General features: G+C 64.1%; 20 protein-coding genes. 12 read left to right on the top strand and 8 right to left on the bottom strand.

Annotated elements, in window-relative coordinates; all coding sequences use genetic code 11:
- The 3 genes from IVA80_RS13750 (at position 1) to IVA80_RS13740 (ending at position 2793) form a co-directional block, all read left to right on the top strand.
- Complete coding sequence (locus IVA80_RS13750) at positions 1 to 969, top strand: branched-chain amino acid ABC transporter permease (protein ID WP_247430439.1); 969 nt, start codon at positions 1 to 3, stop codon at positions 967 to 969.
- A 156-nt stretch (positions 970 to 1125) separates the two neighbouring features.
- On the top strand, positions 1126 to 1770 hold the full coding sequence (locus IVA80_RS13745) for a DUF47 domain-containing protein (RefSeq protein ID WP_247430434.1): 645 nt from the start codon (positions 1126 to 1128) through the stop codon (positions 1768 to 1770).
- 15 nt (positions 1771 to 1785) lie between these two features.
- Positions 1786 to 2793, top strand: a complete 1008-nt coding sequence (locus IVA80_RS13740) for an inorganic phosphate transporter (protein ID WP_247430431.1) — start codon at positions 1786 to 1788, stop codon at positions 2791 to 2793.
- Here IVA80_RS13740 and sugE read toward each other — a convergent pair.
- Positions 2786 to 3100 (bottom strand): quaternary ammonium compound efflux SMR transporter SugE, encoded by a 315-nt coding sequence (gene sugE / locus IVA80_RS13735; RefSeq protein WP_247430428.1) that lies wholly within the window; start codon positions 3098 to 3100, stop codon positions 2786 to 2788. The genes IVA80_RS13740 and sugE overlap by 8 nt on opposite strands.
- Positions 3101 to 3256: 156 nt before the next feature.
- On the opposite strand from sugE, the gene IVA80_RS13730 reads away from it, so the two are divergent.
- The 8 genes from IVA80_RS13730 to IVA80_RS38585 all read left to right on the top strand — a co-directional run bounded on the left by IVA80_RS13730 (position 3257) and on the right by IVA80_RS38585 (position 14403).
- On the top strand, positions 3257 to 4876 hold the full coding sequence (locus IVA80_RS13730) for a peptide chain release factor 3 (protein ID WP_247430425.1): 1620 nt from the start codon (positions 3257 to 3259) through the stop codon (positions 4874 to 4876).
- Between the two features lie 101 nt (positions 4877 to 4977).
- Complete coding sequence (locus tag IVA80_RS13725; RefSeq protein WP_247430422.1) at positions 4978 to 5556, top strand: hypothetical protein; 579 nt, start codon at positions 4978 to 4980, stop codon at positions 5554 to 5556.
- Between the two features lie 196 nt (positions 5557 to 5752).
- The gene (locus IVA80_RS13720; protein WP_247430419.1) at positions 5753 to 6337 is read left to right on the top strand and encodes an NnrU family protein; all 585 of its coding nucleotides are present in this window, start codon (positions 5753 to 5755) and stop codon (positions 6335 to 6337) included.
- Between the two features lie 77 nt (positions 6338 to 6414).
- Entirely contained in the window at positions 6415 to 8007 is a 1593-nt protein-coding gene (locus tag IVA80_RS13715) for a class I adenylate-forming enzyme family protein (RefSeq protein WP_247430652.1), read from the top strand.
- 166 nt (positions 8008 to 8173) lie between these two features.
- A complete protein-coding gene (locus tag IVA80_RS13710; protein WP_247430416.1) occupies positions 8174 to 8827 on the top strand; it encodes a tetratricopeptide repeat protein in 654 nt (217 codons plus the stop codon).
- Positions 8828 to 8859: 32 nt separating this feature from the next.
- Entirely contained in the window at positions 8860 to 9411 is a 552-nt protein-coding gene (locus tag IVA80_RS13705) for a hypothetical protein (RefSeq protein ID WP_247430413.1), read from the top strand.
- A gap of 49 nt (positions 9412 to 9460) precedes the next feature.
- On the top strand, positions 9461 to 10843 hold the full coding sequence (der, locus tag IVA80_RS13700; protein ID WP_247430410.1) for a ribosome biogenesis GTPase Der: 1383 nt from the start codon (positions 9461 to 9463) through the stop codon (positions 10841 to 10843).
- 479 nt (positions 10844 to 11322) lie between these two features.
- Complete coding sequence (locus IVA80_RS38585) at positions 11323 to 14403, top strand: autotransporter domain-containing protein (RefSeq protein WP_247430407.1); 3081 nt, start codon at positions 11323 to 11325, stop codon at positions 14401 to 14403.
- 158 nt (positions 14404 to 14561) lie between these two features.
- Here IVA80_RS38585 and IVA80_RS13690 read toward each other — a convergent pair whose 3' ends face one another.
- From IVA80_RS13690 to IVA80_RS13660, 7 genes are all read right to left on the bottom strand, one after another.
- A complete protein-coding gene (locus tag IVA80_RS13690; protein WP_247430403.1) occupies positions 14562 to 15788 on the bottom strand; it encodes an ABC transporter substrate-binding protein in 1227 nt (408 codons plus the stop codon).
- Between the two features lie 167 nt (positions 15789 to 15955).
- The gene (locus IVA80_RS13685) at positions 15956 to 17104 is read right to left on the bottom strand and encodes a hypothetical protein (RefSeq protein ID WP_247430400.1); all 1149 of its coding nucleotides are present in this window, start codon (positions 17102 to 17104) and stop codon (positions 15956 to 15958) included.
- Positions 17105 to 17180: 76 nt separating this feature from the next.
- A complete protein-coding gene (locus tag IVA80_RS13680) occupies positions 17181 to 17921 on the bottom strand; it encodes an SDR family NAD(P)-dependent oxidoreductase (RefSeq protein ID WP_247430395.1) in 741 nt (246 codons plus the stop codon).
- Between the two features lie 126 nt (positions 17922 to 18047).
- Positions 18048 to 19571: an amidophosphoribosyltransferase gene (gene purF / locus IVA80_RS13675; protein WP_247430392.1), complete on the bottom strand. Its 1524-nt coding sequence runs from the start codon at positions 19569 to 19571 to the stop codon at positions 18048 to 18050.
- 28 nt (positions 19572 to 19599) lie between these two features.
- Positions 19600 to 20229 carry a CvpA family protein gene (locus IVA80_RS13670; protein ID WP_247430389.1) on the bottom strand — a complete coding sequence of 210 codons (630 nt, stop codon included), beginning with the start codon at positions 20227 to 20229 and terminating at the stop codon, positions 19600 to 19602.
- 166 nt (positions 20230 to 20395) lie between these two features.
- A complete protein-coding gene (gene radA / locus IVA80_RS13665) occupies positions 20396 to 21841 on the bottom strand; it encodes a DNA repair protein RadA (protein ID WP_247430386.1) in 1446 nt (481 codons plus the stop codon).
- 17 nt (positions 21842 to 21858) lie between these two features.
- The gene (locus tag IVA80_RS13660; RefSeq protein ID WP_247430383.1) at positions 21859 to 22587 is read right to left on the bottom strand and encodes a sulfite exporter TauE/SafE family protein; all 729 of its coding nucleotides are present in this window, start codon (positions 22585 to 22587) and stop codon (positions 21859 to 21861) included.
- Between the two features lie 471 nt (positions 22588 to 23058).
- On the opposite strand from IVA80_RS13660, the gene IVA80_RS13655 reads away from it, so the two are divergent.
- Positions 23059 to 23373: a multidrug efflux SMR transporter gene (locus tag IVA80_RS13655; RefSeq protein WP_247430380.1), complete on the top strand. Its 315-nt coding sequence runs from the start codon at positions 23059 to 23061 to the stop codon at positions 23371 to 23373.
- The last annotated feature ends 31 nt before the right edge of the window (positions 23374 to 23404 follow it).

The following is a 23404-nucleotide window of genomic DNA, read 5'->3' as shown; positions in this document are numbered from 1 at the left end:
ATGACAGCCTTGACGGACGACACGCTGCCGGTAACCCCGCGCGCCATTCGCGACGAGATGATCGTGTTCGTGGTGATGGCGCTGCTGCTGGCCGCAGTGCCATTCAGCGGCATCTACCCGTTCTTCGTGATGCAGGCGCTGTGCTTCGCGCTGCTTGCCTGTGCCTTCAATCTCCTGATCGGCTATGGCGGTCTGCTGTCGTTCGGTCACGCGATGTTCCTGGGGACCGCCGGTTATTGCAGCGCGCATGCGCTGAAGGTGTGGGCGCTGCCGCCGGAGCTCGGTATCCTCGTCGGCGTCGCCGGCGCTTTCGTGCTCTCGATCATCACCGGCTACATCTCGATCCGCCGCCAGGGCATCTATTTCTCGATGATCACGCTGGCGCTGTCGCAGCTGCTGTATTTCGTCTACCTTCAGGCGCCGTTCACCCATGGTGAGGACGGCATCCAGGGCATCCCGCAGGGCCGCATGTTCGGGGTGTTCGACCTGACCAAGCCGACCGTGCTCTACTACGTCGTGCTGGTCGGCTTCCTCGCCGGCTTCCTGCTGATCTATCGCATCATCAATTCGCCGTTCGGCGAGGTCCTGAAGTCCATTCGCGAGAACGAGCAACGCGCGATCTCGCTCGGCTACCGGACCGACCACTACAAGTTCCTGGCTTTCGTCCTGTCGGGCACGCTGGCCGGCTTCGCCGGTTCGCTGAAAGTGTTCGTGGCGCAGAATGCCTCGCTCACCGACGTACACTGGTCGATGTCCGGCGAAGTCGTGCTGATGACGCTCGTCGGCGGTCTCGGCACCATCTTCGGGCCGGTGGTCGGCGCCTTCGCGATCATTGCCATGCAGCAATATCTGGCGGGCTTCGGTCAGTGGGTGACGGTGATCCAGGGCTCGATCTTCGTGATCTGCGTGCTCACCTTCCGCCGCGGCGTCATCGGTGAAATCGCGCATTACTTGCGGCGCTCGCTCTAAACTGTTGATCTCTCTAGAGCTTATTTGATGCGTGAAAGCGGTGGATGATCCGGCTTCGCGGGCGTGAGATGACACGCGCGCGGATCGAAAATGGTCTATGACAGCTTCGTGACGGCCCGTTCGGGCCCGGCCATTTCCAACCGGTAGCCTATCCCCATGATGCGATGGTTTCGCGCTTTCCTGCCCAAGGAAGAACGGTTCTTCGACCTGTTCGACCGCCATGCCCAGACCGTGATCCAGGGCTCGATCGCACTCCGGGGCATGCTCAACGGGGGCGAGGAGACGCCGGTCTACTGCCAGCGTGTCAACCAGTTCGAGAACGACGCCGACAACATCACCCGTGAGGTGCTGACGGCAGTGCGCCGCACCTTCATCACCCCGTTCGACCGCGGCGACATCAAGAACCTGATCACCTCGATGGACGATGCCATCGACCAGATGCAGCAGACCGCCAAGGCCGTGATGCTGTTCGAGGTCCGCACCTTCGAGCCGCCGATGCGGGAGATCGGCGGGCTTTTGACCGAATGTGCCAATCTCGTCGGACGTGCGCTGCCGCTGATGCAGACCATTGGTCCGAACGTCGCCATGCTGACGGCGATCACGGAAGAGCTGGGCAAGCTGGAAGGCCGCGTCGACGATCTCCACGACATCGGGCTGAAGGAGTTGTTCCTGAAGCATCGCGACGGCAGTGCAATGAATTTCATCGTCGGTGCCGAGATCTACGATCATCTCGAAAAAGTGGCCGATCGCTTCGACGACGTTGCGAACGAGATCAACAGCATCGTCATCGAGCAAGTTTAGGGCAGGGGCCGCGCCGTGGATGCTGCGTTGGGTCTTCCCGTCCTGGTCGGACTGATTGCCGTCGCGCTGCTGTTCGACTTCCTGAACGGCCTGCACGACGCCGCCAATTCGATCGCGACCATCGTCTCGACCCGCGTGCTGCGGCCGCAATTCGCGGTGTTCTGGGCCGCGTTCTTCAACTTCGTCGCCTTCATGGTGTTCGGTCTGCACGTCGCCCAGACCATCGGCACCGGCATCATCGATCCGGCGATCGTCGATGCCCAGGTGATCTTTGCGGCCCTCGTCGGCGCCATCGTCTGGAACCTCGTCACCTGGGCGCTCGGCATCCCGTCCTCCTCGTCTCACGCATTGATCGGGGGGCTATTCGGTGCGGGCGTGGCCAAAGCGGGGCTCTCGGCGGCGGTCTGGAGCGGATTGTCCAAGACGGTGATTGCAATCGTGCTGTCTCCGCTCGTCGGCTTCCTGCTCGCAATGGTACTGGTCGCGATCGTCTCCTGGGCCTCGGTGCGCTCCACACCCTTTGCGGTGGATCGTGCCTTCCGCATCCTGCAATTTGCCTCCGCCTCGCTCTATTCGCTCGGCCATGGCGGCAACGACGCGCAGAAGACCATGGGCATCATCGCCGTACTGCTCTATTCGCAGGGCCATCTCGGCGGCGAATTCTTCGTCCCGTTCTGGGTGGTGCTATCGTGCCAGGCGGCGATGGCGATGGGAACGCTGATGGGCGGTTGGCGCATTGTGCGCACCATGGGATTGCGGATTACAAAGCTGACGCCGATGCAGGGCTTTTGCGCCGAAACCGGCGGCGCCGCGACCCTGTTCATGGCGACCTTCCTCGGGGTTCCCGTCTCGACCACCCACACCATCACCGGCGCGATCGTCGGCGTCGGTGCCGCCCGCCGCCTCTCGGCGGTGCGCTGGAACGTCGCGAGCTCAATCGTCTATGCTTGGGTGATCACGATGCCGGCCTCGGCCATCGTCGCGGCGCTGTCCTGGTGGGCGGTCAAGATTTTCGTCAGGTGACGAGCTTCAGCCCGATGATGCCGGAGACGATCAGCCCGATGCTGGCGAGGCGGAACGCAGTGGCGGGCTCGCCGAACAGGACGATGCCGAGCGCCGCGGTGCCGACCGCGCCGATGCCGGTCCAGACCGCATAGGCGGTTCCAATCGGCAGCGTCTTCAGGGCGAACCCGAGCAGGAGGATGCTGCCGGCCATGGCCGCGAGCGTGAGGACGGACGGAACGAGCTTGGTAAAGCCTTCGGTGTATTTGAGACCGATCGCCCAGGCGATTTCGAGCAGACCGGCAACGAACAGGATGCTCCAGGCCATGACGACCCTCCATTCAAGGCAGGGTCGTCCCCGCGGCTGATGTGCTGATCGGCAGGAAGGCCGTCCTTCCAAGGCCGATATGGGACTGGCCGAAGGGCTCCGCAATCACCAAATGAGGCTTGCCCGAGCCCATTTTCCCTGCCAAACGCTGCCGCAATGTCCGACATCGCCATTCCAGCCGAATCATCGGCCCGTTCCCCGCTTGCCGCTGAAGTGTCGCGGCGGCGCACCTTTGCGATCATCTCGCATCCGGATGCCGGCAAGACCACGCTGACCGAGAAGCTGCTGCTGTTCGGCGGCGCCATCAATCTGGCAGGCCAGGTCAAGGCCAAGGGCGAGCGGCGCAACACGCGCTCGGACTGGATGAAGATCGAGCGCGAGCGCGGCATCTCGGTCGTGACCTCGGTCATGACCTTCGAGTTCGAGGGCCTCGTGTTCAACCTGCTGGACACGCCGGGCCACGAAGACTTTTCGGAAGACACCTACCGCACGCTGACCGCAGTCGATTCCGCCGTCATGGTGATCGACGCCGCCAAGGGCATCGAGGCGCGCACCCGAAAACTGTTCGAGGTCTGCCGCCTTCGCGACATCCCGATCATCACCTTCATCAACAAGATGGACCGCGAGAGCCGCGACGTGTTCGAGCTGCTCGACGAGATCGAGAAGACGCTGGCGCTCGACACCACGCCAATGACCTGGCCGGTCGGCCGCGGCCGCGACTTCCTCGGCACGTATGACGTCGTCAATGGCGGCGTGCGCCTGCTCGAAGGCGGCGGCGCCAAAACCGGCGCAGCGCAGCAGATCGAGATCGCCGAGCTCGGCAAGCTCAACGCGAACCTCGACCTGTCCGCGGTGAAGGACGAGCTCGAGCTCGTCACCGAAGCCTCAAAACCATTCGAGCTCGCTGCGTTTCGCGAGGGCCATCTGACGCCGGTCTATTTCGGCAGCGCGCTGCGCAATTTCGGCGTCGGCGACCTCCTGGAAGGCCTCGGCAAATTCGCGCCCGAGCCGCGCGCGCAAGAGAGCGACCAGCGCAAGATTGAAGCGACCGATCCGCGCATGAGCGCCTTCGTGTTCAAGATCCAGGCCAACATGGATCCGAACCACCGCGACCGTATTGCCTTCGCGCGGCTGTGCTCTGGAAAACTAAGCCGCGGCATGAAGGCCAAGCTGGTGCGCACCGGCAAGAGCATGCCGCTGTCGAGCCCGCAATTCTTCTTCGCACAGGACCGTTCGGTCGCGGACGAAGCCTTCGCCGGCGACGTCGTCGGCATCCCCAATCACGGCACGCTGCGCATTGGCGATACGCTGACGGAGGGCGAGGATTTCACCTTCGTCGGCGTACCGAGCTTCGCGCCGGAAATCGTCCGCCGCGTGCGTCTTACCGACGCGATGAAGGCGAAAAAGCTGAAGGAAGCGCTTCAGCAGATGTCGGAAGAGGGCGTGGTGCAGGTGTTCCGCCCGCGCGACGGTGCGCCGGCGCTGGTCGGTGTCGTCGGCGCGCTCCAGCTTGACGTGCTGAAGGCACGGCTCGATGCTGAATATTCGCTGCCAGTGGAGTTCGAGATCAGCGAGTTCCAGCTCGCGCGCTGGGTCTCCTCGGACGACCGCAAGAAGCTCGACACCTTCATCGCAGCCAACACATCGAGCATTGCGGACGATGTCGACGGCGATCCCGTGTATCTGGCGAGGAACGAGTTCTATCTCGGCTATGCCCGGGAGCGCGCCGAGGGGATCGAGTTCACCAACGTCAAGGACGTGAAGAAGAAGGCGTAGGGGGCGCTTCGGCCGTTCGCGCGCGAGCATGTGAACGCACATGGACTTGACGCGTTCACGGACGATGCCACGTTTCTGACGTGTCAGTGCGAGCTCGCATCATGTGGCGCGGCATCCTTATTTTTCTCTTGCTGGCGATCTCGACCGTTGCCGCCGACGCGCAGCGCCGCCAGATCAATCCGATCCCGTTTGCCCACGAACCGTGCAGCGTGCTCGACAGCCGCCCCTGCACGCCGTCCTATTGCAGCGTGCTCGAACCCGGCCCCTGCATTCCAGAGATCGATTACCCCTACGGCCAGAATCTCCAGCTCACGATTGAAAGCGTGCCGGCGGAGGCCGATCGCGCCAAATATCACAAGCCCGATCGCGACCTCGACACGATCGGCGACCTCTTCGCCGAGCTGCGCAGTTGCTGGTCGCCGCCGTCAGACAACGCGCGCGCAGGCATGCAGATGGCGGTGCGCTTCAGCTTCAACAAGGCGGGTGGTCTGATCGGTCCGCCGCGCCTGACATATGCGACCGCGGGCGTCCCCGCCGATACCCGAACGACCTATCTCAACGCCATCAATTCATCGCTGAACGCCTGCCTGCCATTGAAATTCAGCACCGGTCTTGGCGGCGCTCTGGCGGGGCGTCCGATCGCGATCCGCTATGTCGATAACCGGGAGCTCAACAAGTAGTCTGCCATTGAGGGCTATCCCCTCATCCTGAGGAGCGCGCTCTTCGCGCGCGTCTCTACGGATGCAGGCCCCTCTGCTGCAGCGCGGATGCTTCGCGACGGCGCTGACGCGCCTGCTCACCACGAGGAGTGAGAGTTGCGACCGGCTGCCAATCGATGATACGCCATTGCGGGGCGCTGGTTGAGGGGAGAATGTTGTGGGTCTGCTGGTTATGATCCTGGGGCTTGCGCTGTTTTTTTCGGTGCATGTGTTCACCACCAAACGCGAGGCGCGCGCGCAGGCGATCGCAAGACTGGGCGAGGGGACCTACAAGCTCCTTTATTCGTTTGCTTCGCTTGCGGGGCTCGTGTTGATCATCTGGGGCTTCGCCCACTACCGTGCGACGGGCTGGATCGACGTCTGGTATCCGCCGAAGGCGCTGAAGCACATCACGCTCGCGCTGATGCTGCCCGCGGTCATCCTGGTGGTTGCGTCATATCTGCGCGGCCGCATCTATGCGACGCTGAAGCATCCGATGCTGGCCGGTATCAAGCTGTGGGCGGCTGCGCATCTTTTGGCCAATGGCGATCTCGGCTCCATCATCCTGTTCGGCTCCTTCCTGGGCTGGGCGGTGTATGATCGCATTACGCTGAAGCGTCGCACCGATGGCGGCGCCCCGCCGATCCCGGTGGGCGGTGTCGCCAATGATCTGATCGCGGTCGCGGTCGGCGTTGTAGCCTATCTGGCGCTGGCATTTGCGTTCCATCCTGTTGTGATCGGTGTTCCCGTGGTGGGCGTGTAACCGCAGCCGATCAGCGCAAGACAGCGCCGCGCACCCGTGCGCGGAAGGTGACAAAGCAACAAGCTCAGGGCATCCCGATGGACTGGTCGCAATCTCAGATCCCGCCGATGCGGCTCGAGGCGCGCTTTGGCAATCGTGTGGTGCCGGCCTTCTGCGACCGGCCGGCGAACCTGTGGGCGATGATCGCGGACGCTTGCGCCCGTAATGCCGATGGCGAAGCGCTGATCTCAGGCAATGTACGGCTGAGCTGGCGGCAGACGGTGGAGCAGGCTGCGCGGATCGCAGCCGGTTTTCGCAAGCTCGGCCTGCAGCGCGGCGACCGCGTGGCGATCCTGCTCGGCAACCGCATCGAATTTCCGCTGCTGTTGTTTGCCGCCGCGCATGAGGGGCTGGTGACGGTGCTGCTCGGCACACGCCAGCAGAAGCCGGAAATTGCTTATGTCCTCACCGATTGCGGCGCCAGGATCCTGATCCACGAAGCGGCGCTCGCCGAGCGGCTGCCCGATGCGCGGGATGTGCCCGATGTGATCCACCGCATCGCCATCGACAGCGATCCGGCCCTGTCGGGTTTCGCCGCGCTTGCCGACAATCCACCGGCACCGGCGCCGGTCGAGGTTGGCGAGGAGGAGACGGCGATGATCCTCTATACCTCGGGCACGACAGGCAAGCCGAAGGGCGCGATGCTGGCTCATTGCAACATCGTCCACTCCTCGATGGTGTTCGTCTCCTGCCTGCAATTGACGGAAGTGGACCGCTCGATCGCGGCGGTGCCGCTCGGCCATGTCACCGGCGTGGTCGCCAACATCACGACCATGATCCGCTGCGGCGGCGCGCTGATCATCATGCCGGAGTTCAAGGCCGCGGATTATCTCAAGCTCGCCGCGCACGAGCGCGTCACCTACACGGTGATGGTGCCGGCGATGTACAATCTCTGCCTGCTCCAGCCCGATTTCGGCAGCTACGATCTCTCGAGCTGGCGCATCGGTGGCTTCGGCGGTGCGCCGATGCCGGTGGCCATGATCGAGAAGCTCAAGGCGACGATTCCCGGCCTCAAGCTGGCAAACTGCTACGGCTCGACCGAAACGACATCGCCCTCGACGATCATGCCGGGCGAGTTGACGGCGAGCCATATCGACAGCGTCGGCTTGCCGTGCCCCGGTGCGCGCATTGTCGCGATGGGAACGGATGGGCGCGAGCTGCCGCATGGCGAGATCGGCGAGCTCTGGATCCAGAGCGCCTCCGTCATCAGGGGCTACTGGAATAACCCGAAGGCCACGGCCGAAAGTTTTACTGGCGGATTCTGGCACTCCGGCGATCTCGGCTCGGTCGATGCGGAAGGGTTTGTCCGCGTGTTCGACCGGCAGAAGGACATGATCAATCGCGGCGGACTGAAGATCTACTCGGCCGAGGTCGAATCCGTGCTGGCGGGCCATCCCGCCGTGGTCGAGAGCGCGATCATTGCCAAGGCGTGCCCGGTGCTGGGCGAGCGCGTCCACGCCGTGGTCGTGACGCGCGCGCCGGTGGCCAGCGAGGCCTTGCGGGCCTGGTGTGCGGAGCGGCTGTCCGACTACAAGGTCCCCGAAACCATGGCGATCACCGCCGAGCCGTTGCCGCGCAACGCCAATGGCAAGGTGCTGAAGCGGCAGCTGCGGGAGCTCTTCGGAGCCTGAGCCGGGCAGGCGGTCACCGGGCTCGCCCGGGTGGTTAACGCCTTGATTGGGCTCGCTTTGCCTTGCCAGCGCCATATCGTTAGGGTACCTCGCCGCGACGTGGGGACGGGATTCTTGACGCGAACGCTTTGGCGCGCGCACCCGGACGGGCATGGGATTAGCATAAGTGTCTGAATTATTTGACGAAGTCGACGAGGAAGTACGTCGCGAACAGCTCAAGAAGCTGTGGGATAAGTATTCGATCTTCTTTATCGCCTTGATGGTGCTGGTCGTGGCCGCCGTCGGTGGCTGGCGCGGCTATCAGTATCTCGAGGGCAAGAAAGCCGCCGAGGCCGGCGCCGCCTTCGAGAAGGCTGCTGAGCTGTCCGACCAGGACAAGCACGCCGAGGCCGAGGCCGCCTTCACCGAGCTCGCCGCCAAGGCTCCCTCGGGCTATCGTACCCTCGCGCGGTTGCGTGCTGCGGCCGAGGCGGCGCCCCGCGATCCCAAGGCGGCTGCCAAGATGTTTGACGACATCGCCGCTGATCGCGGCGTCGGCGGCGAGTGGCAGGATCTGGCGAAGATCCGCGCGGCCGGCTTGCTGGTCGACAGCGCGTCCTATGCCGACATGCAGCAGCGGCTGGAGTCCTCCGCTGCGCCCAAGTCCACTTTTCGTCACAGCGCCCGCGAGATGCTGGCGCTGTCGGCCTGGCGCAATAACGACATGACCGCGGCCCGCAAATGGCTCGACGCGATTGCCGAGGATGGCGAAACGCCGCCTGGTTTGCGCTCACGTGCCGAGGCACTCCAGGCCCTGCTGCCGCCCGTTGCCAAAAGCTGATGACGGCTCTCTGACGTAAACGAGACACCAAGATGCGCCGCACGCCACGCTTGATCGCAGCCGCCGTCCTGATCGCCTTCACGGGCATCCTGGGCGGCTGCTCCAGCTTCGATCCAAGCGACATGCTCGACTTCCTCGACACCAAGAAGAAGCTGCCGGGCGACCGCAAGCCGGTCTTCCCCGAGGGCGTTCCGGGCCTCGAGCAGGGCGTGCCGCGGGAGATGTACAAGGGCGCGCAGCAGCAGCCGGATCCGAACGGACCTGCCGTTGCGGCTTTGCCCGCGGAACCGCCGCCAGAGCCGGCGAAATCGGCCAAGGGGGCCAAGGCGAAGAAGTCGAAGCAGCCATCCGCTGCCGCGGTCGCTCCAGCCGAGGCGCCTGCCGGCGAAGTCGACGGCGAGGCCCAGCCGGAGGCCGCGCCGCCCACGGCCGCTCCTGCGCCCAAGCAGAAGATCGTCCGCAAGCGCACCACCGCGCCGCCACCGGATCAGCCCGTCCAGCAGACGCAACCAACCCAGACCACCCAGCAGCAATCGCAGGGAGCTTTCCCGGCGCCGATGCCGAGCGGCAGCTTCTCGCGCTGATCACTTCATTACATTGACAGGCGCGGCCTTCGCAGCGCACGAATGACCGATGTCCTTCACGATTGCTATTATCGGCCGACCCAATGTCGGCAAGTCGACGCTGTTCAACCGCCTGGTTGGGCAGAAGCTCGCGCTCGTCGATGACCTGCCGGGCGTCACCCGCGACCGCCGCGAAGGCGAGGCCAGGCTCGGCGACCTCGAATTTACCATCATCGATACCGCCGGCCTCGACGAGGGCGCCAAGGGCTCGCTGACCGCGCGCATGCAGGAGCAGACCGAGGCCGCGATCGCGCAGGCCGACGCGCTGTTCTTCGTGGTCGACGCCCGCGCCGGCCTCACGCCCACTGATCGCGCCTTCGCCGACTTCGCACGCCGCGCCAACAAGCCGGTGCTACTGGTCGCCAACAAAAGCGAGGGCAAGCACGGCGATGCCGGCGCGATGGAGGCCTTTGCGTTGGGTCTCGGCGATCCCATCCAGATCTCGGCCGAGCACGGCGAGGGCATGGGCGAGCTTTACGACGCGCTCAGCAAGCTGATGCCGGAGCCCGTCGACGAAGATGAGGACGAGGACGACGAGCCGCTGACGGAGGAGGAGGCCGCGACGCGCCCGATCCGGGTCGCCATCGTCGGTCGGCCCAATGCCGGCAAGTCGACCTTCATCAACCATCTGCTCGGCGAGGAGCGGCTGCTGACCAGCCCGGAGGCCGGCACCACGCGCGATTCCATCGCGGTCGAGCTCATCTGGAAGGGCCGTGAGTTTCGCGTGTTCGACACCGCCGGCCTGCGCCGCAGGTCTCGTATCGAGGAGAAGCTGGAAAAGCTCTCGGTTGCGGATGCGCTGCGCGCGGTGCGCTTTGCGGAAGTCGTCGTGATGATGATGGATGCGCAGAACCGCTTCGAGGAGCAGGACCTCCGCATCGCCGATTTGATCGAGCGCGAAGGCCGCGCCGTCGTGCTCGCCGTCAACAAATGGGACCTGATGGAAAGCAAGGGCGGCGGCGCGATCTCGGGCTTGCGCAGGGATGCCGACCACCTGCTCCCGCAGGTCAAGGGCGTGCCGATCGTCGCCGTCTCCGGCCTGATGGGCGAGGGCATCGATCGGCTGATGCAGGCGATCCAGGACGCCTACGCGCTGTGGAACAGGCGCGTGTCGACCTCGGCGCTGAACCGCTGGTTCGAGCAGGCGGTCCAGGCCAATCCTCCGCCCGCGGTATCGGGCCGCAGGCTGAAGCTGAACTATATCACCCAGACAAAGGCGCGGCCGCCGAGCTTCGTGCTGTTCTGCTCGCGCGCGGATGCGGTGCCGCAGTCGTATTTGCGCTATCTGATCAATTCCATGCGCGAGAACTTTGAGCTGCCGGGTACGCCGGTGCGCATCACCTTGCGCGAGAAGGCCAACCCCTTCGCCCACAAGCGCAAGCGATTGTCGTGAGCAACGATGCCGGCGAGGCGATGGCGCAGGGCGCTGCGCCGGTCCGGCGCGGTCGCCTTCATCTTCGTCACCATCCTGCTCGACATGCTCGCGCCAGACTGGTTGCCGCGTAGAGTGCGGTTTCGACTGTCGCCAATTCGCAACAGAGGTTCCGATTCGTCTGAATCGCGCCAGACTTGCGTGCATGGAGCCTTTCGGCGGAGATGCTTAGCATATTAAATAAATCCATTGCTTCTTTTTTTGCCAATTGAAAGCCGGGGCCGCCGACGTCTCGGAAGCAAGCCATTCAAATGACGCGCCCGCCGGTTCGGATATGGTGTTTTCCTCGGCTGCGCTTGGTGATTTGGCGAACCGCCGCTGCAATTGCGATCACGGCTTCCGTCACGTTGGCTCTGATGGGTCGGGCGTATGCGACCTGTTCACCGGCTGCCGACAATAGCCCCAATCCTCCGCCGGGCACGACCGTTACATGCTTGGGCGTGACGACTGATCAGAACGGGACCGCCGGTTACGGGACGGGCAATCAGACCGGCATTGCCATCAATGTTATGAGCGGTGCCGCTGTCACGGGCAGCGCGAATAGCGGAATCAATATCGGCAGCGCGACGGTCAGCAATTCGGGAACCATCACCGGCGCAACGAACGGTGTCTTCTCTCAAAATGACCTCACCGTCACCAACAATACCGGCGCCATCATCACCGGCACGGCCGTATCCGGCGTCGGCTCGAACAATGGCAGTGTGACTGTCGTCAACTCCGGCACGATCACGGGCAACGCGAACATTGGCGTATTCGCCTTTGTCAATGCCACGGTTACCAACAATGTCGGCGGCGTCATCACCGGCGATCTCGGCGTCAATTCCGGCTATTCCGCTGTCGGGAATGTCACCAATGCCGGCAACATCATCGGCGCTTCTTACGGTGTCATTGCCTACGGGGCGGGGATCGTCTCCAACGCTGCGGGCGGCCTGATTTCCGGCGGGATCACCGGTGTCCAGGCTAACCAATTGTTGAATGTCACCAACGCCGGCACGATTAACGGCACCGCCAACTATGGTCTGGAGGCAACCGGCAATATGGACGTCACCAACGCGGCCACTGGAACCATTACCGGTGCCACGGATGCCCTCCGCACCAACAGCGGATCGATCACGGCGACAAATTACGGCACAATCTCAAGCACGACCGGTATTGCAGTCTCTGCGCAAGCCAATCTGACGATGACGAACGGCGTCAGTGGAAGTGTGAGCGGTGGAATGGTGGCCGATCTGGGCTCTGCCCACGTGACCAACCTGGGGACCATTGCCGGTCTCAACTACACCGCTATCTATGCCTTTGCCGATATCAGTGTCACCAACGGCGTTGGCGCGCAGATCACGAGCCTGATCAACAACGGGATCTACGCCAGCAATGGCATCGCAACCGTCGTCAATTCCGGAAACATAAGTGTCGGTGGCTTTGGCTACGCCATTCGCGCCGAGACGAGTGCGGTGGTGACCAACAATGCCGGCGCGCAGATCAGTGGCGGCGACACAGGCGTCCGCGCCAGTCTCGGGTCCGTCTCGGTCACCAACTACGGCTCCATTTCCGGCCTTGCGGGCAACGGCATCTATGCGGGCACGGGCGGATCCACCGTGTTCAATGCGGGGACTATCACTGGAGGAACGGCCGCGATCCAGTTTGCCGGTAGCGGCAACGTTCTCACGCTCGCGCCGGGATCGGGCATATCGGGCAACGTGCTCGGTGGAGGCAGTGATACGTTCCAACTTGGGGGCAGCGGTGCGGCGACCTTCGATGTCAGCGCGTTGGGTGCGGCCGCCCAGTATCGGGGGTTCGCGACCTTCAACAAGATCGACGATTCAGTCTGGACGCTGACCGGCACCGGTTCGTTCTCGGGTGATGTCAATGTCGGCGGCGGCGCGCTGATCGTGAACGGCAGTATCGCGTCGGCCGCCAATCTCGTTGTCAATGCCAGCGGCACGTTGGGCGGCAACGGCATCGTCGGCAATACCGTCGTCAACGGCGGCATTCTGTCTCCAGGCAACTCGATCGGCGCTATCGATGTTCAGGGCAGCCTCGTGTTCACGGGCGCCGCGACCTACCTCGTGCAAGTGTCGTCGGCGGCTTCCGACCTCACCAATGTGACGGGGGCGGCGACGTTGGCCGGGACGGTTCAGGTTGCGCTCGCCAACGGCACCTTGCGGTTCAATTCGCCCTATACCATCCTGACCGCGGGTTCGCTGAACGGTTCGCGCTTTGATTCGGTGGCGACGCCGACGGGAATATCGGGTTCGCTGACCTATTCGGGCGGCACGGTGCAGCTTGTTCTGGGCTCGGGCCTTGGGGAGATTGCCGGCCTCAACATCAACCAGCGAGCCGTTGCCACCGCACTGGACAAGGCGTTGAATTCCTTCGGCAGCGTTCCTTCGGCGTTTGGCGGTATCTTCGCCGGCAATGTCCCGGCAAACCTGACACAGGCTTCAGGCGAGCTGGCGACAGGTTCGCAGCAGACAACGTTCGACGCGATGAACCTCTTCGTCAATTTGCTGGCCGATCCGTTCGCCGCGGGCCGCGACGGGACCGCACCAACGGTCGTTTCATTCGGGAAAGAGAGAGCCGCCGATAGCTGTGCCGGCGGTCGCCGCCGGCCTGGTGCCGAGCGTGACGCCTACGCCATGATCGCCAAGGCGCCGGGCGCTATCGGTTTCGGCGAACGCTGGAGCGTGTGGGGCGCGGGCTATGGGGGCTCGCAGACCACCGACGGCAATGCCGTACAGGGATCGAACACGTCCACCAGCCGCATCGCTGGCACGGCCGTCGGCGCTGACTATCGGATCTCTCCATTCACGCAGGTCGGGTTCGCCCTGGCCGGCGGCGGCTCCAACTTCGTCGTCGCCAACGGTCTCGGTTCGGGGCGCTCCGACCTGTTCCAGGCCGGCGCATTCGTTTGTCATGCGGCCGGCGCCGCGTACTTCTCCGGCGCTCTGGCCTATGGCTGGCAGGATGTCACGACGAACCGGACGGTCACGATTGCGGGCAGTGACCAGTTGCGTGCGCAGTTCAACGCCAATGCGTGGGCGGGTCGTATCGAGGGCGGCTATCGCTTCATCACCGCGTGGGCCGGCATCGGCCTTACACCCTATGCCGCCGCGCAATTCGCAACCTTCGAGCTGCCGGGCTATGCCGAACGGGCCATCGTCGGTGCTAACACGTTTGCGCTGGCCTATGCGGCCAAGACCGCTACCTCGCCGCGCTCCGAATTGGGATTCCGCACCGACCGATCGTTGGCATTGCCGGGGGTGATCCTCACGCTGCGCGGCCGCTTCGGCTGGGCACACGACTACGATATCGATCGCAGCATCGCCGCCACCTTCCAGGCGTTGCCGGGCGCATCCTTAGTCGTGGGCGGTGCATCGCCCGCGCGAGACGCCGCCCTCACTTCGGCAACTGCCGAGGCGAAATGGCTGAACGGTTTCTCGCTCGCCGGGACCTTCGAGGGTGAGTTCTCGAACGTCACCTCAAGCTACTCCGGAAAGGGCGTGGTGCGCTATGCTTGGTAAGAAGCGCGCGTCCGCGTTGTAGAGAGGCGATGTAGAGAAATGGCGCGAGCGGCGCCTTGCCCGCCGGTACGCTTGTCCCTTGTGCAGTCCCCAAAAATGAATGCCCGGGACAAAGCCCGGGCATGTCGTTGTGGAGCTTGTGCGCGACCGCTACGCGGTCACTTCTTCACCAGCGGGCACTCGCTGTCCTTGAGCGGCTTGGCTGCATCTTCCGCCGGGATGGTGGCGATCTGCTTGTAGTAGTCCCACGGGCCTTTCGATTCCTCGGGCTTCTTCACCTCGAACAGGTAGGCCGGAATGAGACGGCGTCCGTCCTCGCGCAGCGGGCCCTTGCCGAACAGCGGATCGTCGGTCGGAAGCTCCTTCATCTTGGCGACCACCTTGGCGCCGTCGTGCGGATTGCCGCCGAGCGCTTCCATCGCCTTCAGATAGTGCAGCACCATCGCGTAGTTGCCGGCCTGGGTCATCGACGGCATCGCGTTCTTGCTGGCCAGAGCCGAGAAGCGCTTCGACCAGGCGCGGGTCTGCTCGTTCATGTCCCAGTAGAAAGACTCCGTGAAGGTCAGGCCCTGCGCGGTCTTTAGCCCCAGCGAATGCACGTCGTTGATGAACAGCAGCAGCGCCGCGAGCTTCTGGCCGCCGGATACGATGCCGAATTCTGCCGCCTGCTTGATCGAGTTCGTGGTGTCGCCGCCGGCATTGGCGAGGCCGACCACCTTGGCCTTGGACGATTGCGCCTGCAGCAGGAATGACGAGAAGTCCGAGCTGTTGATCGGATGCTTGACGCTGCCCAGCACCTTTCCGCCATTCGCGGTCACGACCGCCGTGGTGTCGCGTTCCAGCGCATGGCCGAAGGCATAATCGGCGGTAAGAAAGAACCAGGTATTGCCGCCGGCCTTGGTCAGCGCCTTGCCGGTGCCATTGGCCAGCATGTAGGTGTCGTAGGTATAGGAGACCGTATTCGGCGTGCAGGCCTTGCCGGTCAAGTCGGCAGAGGCGGCACCGGAATTCAGCAGCACCGCATTCTTTTCCTTGACGAGGTTGCTGACCGCCAGCGCGACGCCGGAGTTCGGCGTATCCGCGATCGCATCGACCTTATCGTTGTCGATCCACTGCCGGGCGATATTGACGCCGACATCGGGCTTGTTCTGGTGATCGCCGCTCAACACGTCGATCTTCCAGCCCTTCTTGAGCAGGCCGGAATCCTCGACCGCCATCTTGATTGCGACCACGGAGTTCGGGCCGCCGATGTCGGCGTAAAGGCTGGACATGTCGTTGAGCACGCCGATCTTGACGGACTTGTCCTGGGCGTAGGCGGATGTTGCAAAACCGAAAGCGGCACAGGCAAGCAGGGTCGCGGAGCGGCGCGCGAACGTCGTTGTCATGAAAGGTTTCCTCCATTGTCAAATATGCGGACGGCTCTCTTGTGGAGCCTTGTTCCGGCTGATGGCTCTACCGTGTCCCACGGCCGGCGGCAATGCGCCTAAAGCCGGATGACGCTGCGTCGTAGCGTCATCCGTCGGTTAACTTTTGGGCAAAATGCGCTGAGACGCTATTTGAGCGCGTCCGACGTCAGCTTGAATTTCTGGATGCGCTTTCCGGTGTCGACCTCGGCGGTATAGACGTTACCCTTGGCGTCGATCGCCATCGCATGCACCCAGTGGAATTGCCCGGCATTGCGGCCGTTATGGCCGAAGCTGCCGACCACGCTGCCGTCGTCGCGTTTGATGACCCTGATCTCGTTGTTCTCGCCGTCGGCGCCGAGCAGCCAGGTCTGCTTCGGATCGGGCCAGATCGCGATGTCCCACACCGCGCCGTTGCCAAGGGTGTTCTTCTCGAAGAAGAACTCCTTCACGAAGGTGCCGTCTTTTTTGAACACCTGGATGCGGTTGTTGATGCGGTCGCAGACATAGACGAGACCGTCATTGGCAAGCTTCACGCAGTGGACGGGATTGGCGAATTGCTGCGCGACCGGCGCCTTGGGATCGTACGGGGCCTGCTTGCTGTCATCAGGCTTGTTGCCATAGGCGCCCCAGTGCCGCTTGTAGGCGAGCGTCGTTGCATCGAACACGATCACGCGGCGGTTGCCATAGCCGTCGGCGACGTAGATCTCGTTCGCCTCCTTGTCGATCGCGGTCTCGGCGGGCTTGCCGAGCTGCGTGGTGTCGTTGCTGCCGAGGCTCGGCGCGATCTTGCCGATCTGGGCGACGAACTTGCCGTCGAGCGTGAACTTCAGGATCGCGTTGTCGTTGTCGGCATTGCCGCCGACCCAGACGAAGCCGCGTTCGTCGACCTCGATGCCGTGCTCGCGGCCGACCCATTCGTAGCCTTCGCCCGGACCGCCCCAGGACCGCAGCAGATTGCCGTCGGTGTCGAATTCGAGCACGGGCGGCGCCGACACGCAGCATTTCGAGCGCGGCGGGTTGAGGCTTGCGCCTTTCTCGTCGTCGGTGAGCGAGCGCGGGCGATGGATCACCCAGATATGCCCCTGCCAGTCGACGGTGATGCCGCCGACCTGGCCGAGGATCCAGTTGTTCGGCAGCGGCTTTGGCCAGGATGGATCGACCGCGAAGGTCGGGACGTCGCCGGCGGTTGCCGCGCCCGGAAGCGCAAACGCGATGGCTGCGATCAGGACGGAGAAGACGTGAGAGACTCTTGCGAGCGCACGGCCAACGCCTGCGCGATCATGCCAAGGCGCCATGGCAACCTCCCTTTTTGACGTGCGGCTTGCTGCCGCTTGAGCGCGGCAGTCAATCGCGGGGAGGCCCTCAAGTCAATCAGGCAGGCGAGCGGAAGCTCATCAGGCTGCGCGTCTTGTAGTCGTAGAACTTGCCGGTCTCGGTCCAGCCCGGCGCGCACATCGGCACGATGAACTCGGCGACCTGCTCGGGTGTGTCGAGCGTTGCCGGATCCTCGCCCGGCATCAGGGTCGCGCGCATGCGGGTGCGGATCGGGCCCGGGTTGAACAGGTTGACGCGAAGCTGCGTGTTCGCGGTCTCCTGCGCCCAGGCGCGGGCGAGCGTCTCCAGCGCGGCCTTGGAGGCGGCATAGGGGCTGACATAGGCGGTGGCCTTGTTGGCGGCGCCCGAGGTGATGAACACGGCGCGGCCGGCATCGGACTGCCTCAGCAGCGGCTCCATGCAGCGGATCAGCTGGAAGTTCGCGGAGACGTTCACCGCCATCACGTCGTTGAAGGTCTTCAGCTCGATATGGCCGATCGGCGACGAGGGGCCGAGCACGCCGGCATTGCCAACGAGGATGTCGAGCTTGCCATAGCGCTCGTGCAAGCCGGCACCGAGCCGCGCGATGCCGTCGGAATCGGTGAGATTGAGTGGCACCAGCGTGGCGGTGCCGCCGTCCTTTTGGATCTCGTCGTCGAGCTCCTCGAGACCGCCCTGCGTGCGCGCGACCGCGACGATGTGCGCGCCGGCTCTGGCCAGCGCCTTGGCGGTGGCGAAGCCGATGCCGCGCGAGGCGCCGGTGACGAGAGCGATGCGGTCGGCGAGGGATTTTGTCATCGTCGAATACTTCCGTCATGCCCGGGCTTGTCCCGGGCATCCACGTTCTTTGCGGCGGGTATTACAGACGTGGATGGCCGGGACAAGCCCGGCCATGACGAAAAGGGGCCTCTGGAGGCCCCTTCGTCAGCTCGCCTCCGCCAGCAGCGACAATTGCCGCGGCTGCGGCTCGGTCTGGGCCTGGTCGGTGAGGTGGGTCGGATACGCCCCGGTGAAGCAGTGATCCGAGAACTTCGGATTGGCCGGATCGCGGCCGGGCTCGCCCATGGCGCGGTACATGCCGTCGATCGACAGGAAGGCGAGCGAGTCGGCGCCGATGACCTCGCGCATCTCCTCGAGCGAATGCGTCGCCGCGAGAAGGCCGCCGCGGTCGGGAAGATCGATGCCGTAATAGTCGGGATAGAGGATCGGGGGCGAAGCGAGACGGAAATGCACTTCCTTCGCACCGGCGTCGCGCATCATGCGCACGATCTTCCTCGATGTGGTGCCGCGCACCAGCGAATCGTCGATCAGGATGATGCGCTTGCCTTCGATCGCGGCGCGGTTGGCCGAATGCTTCATGCGCACGCCGGATTCGCGGATCGCCTGCGTCGGCTGAATGAAGGTGCGGCCGACATAGTGGTTGCGGATGATGCCGAGCTCGAATGGCACGCCGGAATGCTGGCTGTAGCCGACCGCGGCAGGCACGCCGGAATCCGGCACCGGCACCACGACGTCGATCGGCACATGGCTCTCGCGCGCGAGCTGCGCACCGAAGGCCTTGCGCACCTCGTAGACCGAGCGGCCGTGGACGATGGAATCCGGACGGGAGAAGTAGATGTATTCGAAGATGCAGGGGCGCGGCGCCATCGGCGGGAACGGCTTGTGGATGTCCTGGCCGTTCTCGTCGAACACGATGACTTCGCCCGGCTCGATGTCGCGGACGAAGCGCGCACCGATGATGTCGAGTGCGCAGGTCTCCGAGGTCAGGATTGGGCAGCCGTCGAGGTCGCCGAGCACCAGGGGGCGGATGCCGCGCGGATCGCGCGCGCCGACCAGCTTCTTGTTGGTCAGCGAGACCAGCGCATAGGCGCCTTCGATCTCACGCAGCGCGTCGACATAGCGTTCGATGAAGCGGCTGCGCCTGGAGCGCGCGACCAGATGCAGGATCACCTCGGTGTCGGTGGTCGACTGCATCATCGCGCCGTTCTTCACGAGTTCGCGGCGCAGCGTCAGGCCGTTGGTGAGATTGCCGTTATGGGCAACCGCAAGGCCGCCGGCATTGAGTTCGGCGAACAGCGGCTGCACGTTGCGCAGGATGGTGGCACCGGTGGTGGAATAGCGGACATGGCCGACCGCGACAGTGCCGGGCAGGCGGTCGATCACCTCGCGGCGGGAGAAGGTGTCGCCGACGAGGCCGAGGCGACGTTCGGAATGAAAGCGGTTGCCGTCGTAGGAGACGATGCCGGCGGCCTCCTGGCCGCGGTGCTGGAGGGCGTGGAGGCCGAGCGCCGTGATGGCGGCGGCGTCCGGGTGACCGTAGATGCCGAATACGCCGCATTCCTCGCGCAGCGTATCCCCTTCCAGATCGTCCTGAAGCTCCAGCGCGGCCGGACTCAAACCGGCCTTTGGATCGAGATCAAGCTGGGCGTCCTGGTCAGGGTGTCGCATCTCGTCCGCGCCTCTCTTTGGGGCCTAATCAACGCGCCGCAGGTTTCTCGATCAGCTTTTTGAGGCTGTCACGAGCCGGTTTACTGTATCCGTCGCCGCTGCCCGCAGGCTGTTGCTCGGAATCAGCTTGATCATCATCTGGTTTGTTTTTCTTGAATCTCTTCAAGATGGTGTTCTCGGGGTCATCCGGCAAGAGGGCCATCAGCCAATCCCCGGTTCCCTGGAGCACCACGCGGGACTTGGCCCCCGTGACCCAGTCCGGGCGCTGCTTGTCCGGCACCAGCCAGGTGAAGAACAGGAAGGCGACCACGACGATCAAAAGCCCGCGGGCCAGCCCGAACAGGAAGCCCAGGGTGCGGTCCAGCGCCCCGATCCGCGAATCCAGGATCATGTCGGAAATCCGGACCGTAATCACGGAGACCACGACCAGGGTACCCACGAACACGCCTGCGACGACGACCACGCTCGCGACAGTGTCGTTGTTGAAATAGGTCTTTGCGGTCGGCAGCAGCTTCGAGAAGGAGTACAGCGTCACGATCGCCGCCGTACCCCAGGCCGCGATCGAGAGGATTTCGCGCATGAAGCCGCGGACCATGGCGAGCAGGCCCGAGATCAGCATCACACCGAGCAGGATCAGGTCGAGGAGTGTTACTGGCATCGGCTGGTCTGGTCCGCTCGTACTTCAAAGGTGCTCAGCGAATCGGTGTTTGGCCGCCGCCCTAACTGAGGGGCAGACGGCGTTCCCGGCAAGGCCGCAACCACGCAATCCCATGCTGCTTTTGTGACGGCTGTATAGCGGTGGGGGCCGGGGACGTCACCTCCGCCTAACCCTCTCCACGGCGGAATCTTGCCGGTGTGGCATTTTTCTCCGCCGGCGCGCTCTGGTCGCCGCGGCGGGAGCCGCGGGCGGCGATCTCGGCGACCAGCGTCGTCAGGCTGTTGACCGCGTTCAGCGACAGTCCGGCATCGCCACTGGCTTCGCCTCGGGCCGATTCGGGCAGAACGGCGCGCTGAAAGCCGAGTTTTGCCGCTTCCTTCAGCCGGGCCGGGGTTTGAGCCACTGGTCGGACCACGCCGGAGAGCGAGATCTCGCCGAAATAAACGGCATCGGTAGGTAACTGCGCATTAACCAGCGAGGACACCAGTGCCGCAGCAGCCGCGAGGTCGGCCGCCGGCTCGTGGATGCGCAAGCCCCCCGCGACATTCAGATAGACGTCGTGGCCGGACAGCTTGACCCCGCAATGGGCCTCCAGCACCGCCAGCACCATCGACAGCCGGCTCGGGTCCCAGCCGACCACGGCCCGGCGCGGGGTGCCGAGCGAGGTCGGGGCCACCAAGGCCTGCAATTCGACCAGGACGGGCCTTGTGCCCTCGATGCCCGCGAAGACTGCGGTGCCGGGCGTGCCCAGGTCGCGCTCGGACAGGAACAGCTCGGAGGGGTTGGTGACTTCGCGCAGGCCGAGCCCGGTCATCTCGAAGACGCCGATCTCGTCGGTCGGGCCAAAGCGGTTCTTCACGGCGCGCAGAATGCGGAATTGCTGCGAGCCTTCGCCCTCGAACGACAACACCGCGTCGACCATGTGCTCGACCACGCGGGGGCCGGCGATCTGGCCGTCCTTGGTGACGTGGCCGACCAGGATGATGGCCGCACCGGTCTTCTTGGCGAAGCGGATCAGGGCCTGCGCCGAGGCGCGCACCTGGGTAACCGTGCCGGGCGCGGATTCCACCGTGTCGGTCCACATGGTCTGGATCGAGTCGATCACGATCAGCCGCGGGACCGCGCCTTCCGACAGAGTCGAGACGATGTCTTCGACCGAGGTCTCTGCGGCAAGTTGCACCGGCGCATCCGACAGGCCGAGCCGCTCGGCGCGCAGCCGCACCTGCGCGACCGCCTCTTCGCCGGAGATGTAGACGATGCGATGGCCGGCGCGCGCCATCAGGCTGGTCGCCTGCGTCAGCAGCGTCGACTTGCCAATGCCGGGATCGCCGCCGACCAGCAGCACCGAGCCGCGGACGAAGCCGCCACCGGTGACGCGGTCGAGCTCGCTCAGGCCTGAGGACAGGCGGGGAGCGTCCTGGGCCTTGCCCGACAGACTCTCCAGCGCAAACGTCCGTCCCTTGCGCTTGGAGCGGATCGAGACCGGCACGCTGCCGGTCGTGTCCTCCTCGGCAAGCGTATTCCACTCGCCGCAGGACTCGCACTTGCCCTGCCAGCGGTTATAGGCCGCGCCGCAGTTCTGGCAGACGAAGGAAAGGGTGGATTTGGCCATGGGGACGTCAATCGTGCTCAGGGAGAGTGCGTCGCGTTCCATAGCATGGAGAGCCCGGCCGCGACCATGATCGCGTCCATCACCAGGCGGAACATGTCGGGCTTCAAGTGCAGCACGAAGCGCTTTGCGATGAAGGCGCCCGACATCAGCGAGGCGCCCGCGATCAGCCCCTTCATGAAGACCTCGCCGGTCAGCGCGCCGAAACGCTCGAACGTCACCGATTTCGCGAAATAAAGCCCGAGCGAGGAGGCGGCCTCAGTCGCGAGGAACGCGCCCTTGGACAGGCCGTAAAACAGGAACAGCGGCACGCTGAGCGGGCCGGTCGAGACCACGATGCCGGTGAGATAGCCGATGACGGCTCCGCCGATCGCGAGATGCCAGAGATTGGCCTTGAGATCATGCCGCGCCAGCCAGTGCCGCACCGGCACCATTGCGATCAGGAAGATTCCGATGGCGAGATCAACCGCATGCGAGGGCAGCGCCAGCAGCGTACGTGCGCCCAGCACGGCGGCCGGAATGCCCGTCACCGAATAGGCCGCGCAGGCCCGCCAGTCGACCTCCCGCCACCAGGCCAGGATCCGGGAGAAATTCGCCATCACGGAGGCGACTGCCATGATCGGCACGGCTTCCTTCGGCCCATAGGCGTAGACCAGCACCGGCATCAGCATGATCGACGAGCCCGTGCCGACGATGCCTGAGATGGTGCCGGCGATGAGGCCGACGGTGAGGACGAAGACAAAGGCCAAAACAGTCTCCACGAATCGGGGAAGTTTAGCCGTGGCCAGCGATGCGGGCGATCCACGAAAGGCGAGGGAACCTTATTGTGCTCAGATCGGCCTGCCTCGATGGCCCGGCTCGGCCAATCAAGGACCAGCTGCCAACCTTGTTCAGATCCAAGATTTCACTGCGGTTGCTTGCGACACGATGCAGAGATCATGAACGCGGTCAGCCCGAAACCAATTAATCGAGCGCCCGATAACGGCCCGGGCCGGGCTCCAGCAAGTTGCCGGCAGTCATCCGGAGCGTCCCTTGTGACCCCAAGCCGACTCTTACGCCGTTAGCAGTGCAGGGTTGCAGACGACCAAGACGGTGTGGGGGCAATGCTCGATCTGCTTGAGGCGGCCTAAGCCCGATCCTACTACAAACTTTCAAGGCATGGATTTGGAGCATACCCTGAGAGAGATCGCTCGTGGTTCAGGTGGTTTAGGGGCATTCCCATGGCTTGGCTCTTCCTGCTCGTTGCTGGCCTGTGTGAAATCGCCTGGGCCATCGGGCTCAAATTCACGGAAGGCTTCGCGCGCCTTTTACCGACAATCGGCACAGTCGTCGCTATGGCGGCCAGTATTGGGTTCCTCGGAATCGCGCTTAAGTCGCTGCCGGTCGGTACGGCCTATGCGGTGTGGACGGGCATTGGTACTGTTGGCACCACGGCGCTCGGCATCTATTTATTTAACGAGCCCCTGACGTTGCTTAGGCTTACCTGTATCGGTCTTATTCTATTGGGCATGATCGGACTGAAAATCACCACTTAGGCGGAACCGTGCGACGAGGCGCATTGGAAGT

Origin of the sequence: Bradyrhizobium sp. 139 (assembly GCF_023074175.1) — a bacterium.
In the GTDB taxonomy this organism is placed as follows: Bacteria; Pseudomonadota; Alphaproteobacteria; order Rhizobiales; family Xanthobacteraceae; genus Bradyrhizobium.
Note: the sequence above shows the minus strand (reverse complement) of the source record. Positions and strands in the feature narration are given on the sequence as shown.